This is a genomic window from Fructobacillus sp. EFB-N1, assembly GCF_001038455.1.
Taxonomy (GTDB): domain Bacteria; phylum Bacillota; class Bacilli; order Lactobacillales; family Lactobacillaceae; genus Fructobacillus; species Fructobacillus cardui.
Window position 1 is genome coordinate 1 of sequence record NZ_LDUY01000068.1, and the last position, 2,836, is coordinate 2,836.

Here is a 2,836-nt window from a genome sequence, read left to right on the forward strand (position 1 = left end):
TTTGGTCAAGTCGCTAACATCGTTTAAAGAGCATTCTGCCCACTCTCCCGTCTTTAACGGGTTATGCTTAGCCAGACTTCCGCTCTGAGCTTAAAACGTCTCTCAGAGCCTCTCAGGTGCTAACCTGAGAGCCACTACTTTGCCAATCACTTGCCGGGCGAGCCAACCCATGTCCAATTATTCATTGCCCAGTTGCGCGCTAAGCAACCTTTGGACGTGGTTTGGACGGAACACTGCCTCCCTCCTTACGGGTACACGCCTGTCCCGTATCAGCCTTATAGGATAACAGCCCTAAGGAAATCAAAAGCCGTCACAGTAACTAAAAAGGAGACCGCCTAGCTGATTGCTATGCGATCTCCCTGTTTTTTAAGGTTGATTATTTATTTCTCTGTCGGTAAAATGGACTTATAGAAATAAATGCATGGCAACTGCTTACTCAGTTACTGTGCTGGCCATCAACTTCCCTGCCAGGAAGTTGATGGCCTTTTTCATATGTATTTGTTAATAAGAATATAGCATAATAAATTACAGTAGAACAAGAAAAAAAGCCAACCAACTAAAATCGGAGACTTCGGATGGCAAAAACAATAAAAGAACTGGCCGATGAACTAGGTGTCAGTAAACAAACAGTGCAATACCATTATCAACATTTGCTAGCAAAGAACCGACAAAAGGATAGTCGGGGTTTTAACGTTGTAAACCCTACAGCCGAAAGGGAAATAAGGGGTAAGGTAGCAAAGAGTTTGCCACCAAAAAACCGACAAAGAACCGACAAAGAGGTAGCAAAAAACCAACAAAGAACAGACAAAGAAAAAACGTCTATAAACGCTGATTTAAAGCGACAAATAGAAGATTTAAAGCAACAAAGAGACCAGCTCTTTGCTAGCAAAGAGAAAGAGCTTGCTAGCAAAGACCGACAAATAGAAAAACTAGGTAAATTACTAGATCAAGCACAACAACTACAACTAATCGCTGAACAAAAAATTGAAAATCAAAAAAATCAGCTAACTGAATTTACAGAAAAAAAGAAAAGTTTTTGGTACAAATTATTCCGTAATTAACTGACAAAAATTCTGTTAATTAAAAAGCACTATTCAACATATGTAATATGATGGATAGTGCTTTACTTTTGATATAACTCTATTTTGAGTATTTATAGTAACTGGTTTTATAATACAACTATTTCAATATTAACCATGATAATGTCCATTATTTTCGTTAACTGTTACATACGGTTCTTCACTATTTTTATAGTTTTGCACCCATACTTCCCAATCTCCATTTCCTATAGATACGTATTTATATGGTACCTGACCATATTGATTATACAAACTATTTTCAAATGTTTTAACCCAACTTCCCTGTGGCTGGTTTAATTTCTGATTAGGTTCAGCCTTTGGGCTTATACTCTGCTGCGATTCTTTATTTGTCTGTTGAGTATTAGTCGATCCAGAATTATCACTTTCATTTTGATTGTTCGTACCTATATTTCCGTTAGTAGCTGGTATATTTCCAACTGTAGTTTGACTTTTTTGAATAGATTCAGAGTTTTCATCTTGTCCTTCTTTAACAGATTCTTTAGAAGAATTAATTGTCGAACTATTTGATTTTTGACTAGAATCAGACCTTTGTGAATGACTATTATTTTCTAATTTTTTTGACGAATTATTATCGTTTCCCAGCTTAAAAATAAGAAAACCAGAAACTACAATAAGAAGGACAGCTACAGCTACAGATCTTTTTTTCATAAAAATTTCTTTCTCCCATCAACATATTGTCACAAAACCGCTACATAACAGCTACGTCCAGATGCTGTCGTGTACTGCAACCATGTGTAACCATCAGCTTGCACTTTGCTATTGTAAGAAACACTATCACCAGCCGAATATCGACCCACTATTTGACCACTCAAACTAGGTGACGTCCGGATATTCGTTGCTTGACTAAACGTATATGTTCCGCTTTCCTGAGTGCCTTGAGACGTTTGTGATGCACTACCACTATCCAAGACTGCTACATAACAGCTACGTCCAGATGCTGTCGTGTACTGCAACCATGTGTAACCATCAGCTTGCACTTTGCTATTGTAAGAAACACTATCACCAGCCGAATATCGACCCACTATTTGACCACTCAAACTAGGTGACGTCCGGATATTCGTTGCTTGACTAAACGTATATGTTCCGCTTTCCTGAGTGCCCTGAGATGCTTGCGATTCATTATCTCCGTTAAAATAATCATACCAGTATTGTGCTTGATTACCTCTGTTAGGCTGATTAGAATCATATGGACGCTCATAATTCGCCAAAAATATTAGTCCCATAGTATAGGGCGACAGACTAGAAGAAATATAAGATTTACCGTTAATTCCATATGCTCTAGATGGATAAAATTGAATTCCATTCTGCAACTCATAATTGATTCGAGCACACTGTGCATTAATCGTATGCCAATCCATTCCTTGACTATTACACCACTGAATCAATTTATTAGCAGGGGTCCATTGAACAAGGCCGTATCCACCACCTCCTCCAACTTCCCATTTATCAGGAATAATCGCACTTTCTGAAACTATGTTACCCAACAATCCAGCTATAGCATTATCAGTCCATCCCTTGCTTGAAAGAAACGAATGAATAGCAATTGCATTATTAACTTGTTCCTGAGAATAATAAGCAGTAGATTGAACAAGATTTACAGAAAATAAATTAGAGCGGTTGTCGATTCCACCCATCAATAACTTTTTAAGATCTATTACTGTAGTATCAACGCCATCCGCCCCTTCTTTTTGAGTACTATTGTCTGGTGTCTTAACACTATCCGTCACTTCTTTTTG

General features: G+C 37.8%; 3 protein-coding genes. 1 reads left to right on the top strand and 2 read right to left on the bottom strand.

What is annotated here, in order from left to right:
* The first annotated feature begins 575 nt into the window (after positions 1–575).
* The gene (locus tag FEFB_RS08130; protein ID WP_053069008.1) at positions 576–1,061 is read left to right on the top strand and encodes a hypothetical protein; all 486 of its coding nucleotides are present in this window, start codon (positions 576–578) and stop codon (positions 1,059–1,061) included.
* Between the two features lie 129 nt (positions 1,062–1,190).
* Here FEFB_RS08130 and FEFB_RS08390 read toward each other — a convergent pair whose 3' ends face one another.
* Positions 1,191–1,748, bottom strand: a complete 558-nt coding sequence (locus FEFB_RS08390; protein ID WP_053069009.1) for a hypothetical protein — start codon at positions 1,746–1,748, stop codon at positions 1,191–1,193.
* A gap of 29 nt (positions 1,749–1,777) precedes the next feature.
* A partial coding sequence (locus FEFB_RS09065; protein WP_235271980.1) for a phage tail tip lysozyme occupies positions 1,778–2,836 on the bottom strand: 1,059 nt, incomplete at its 5' end.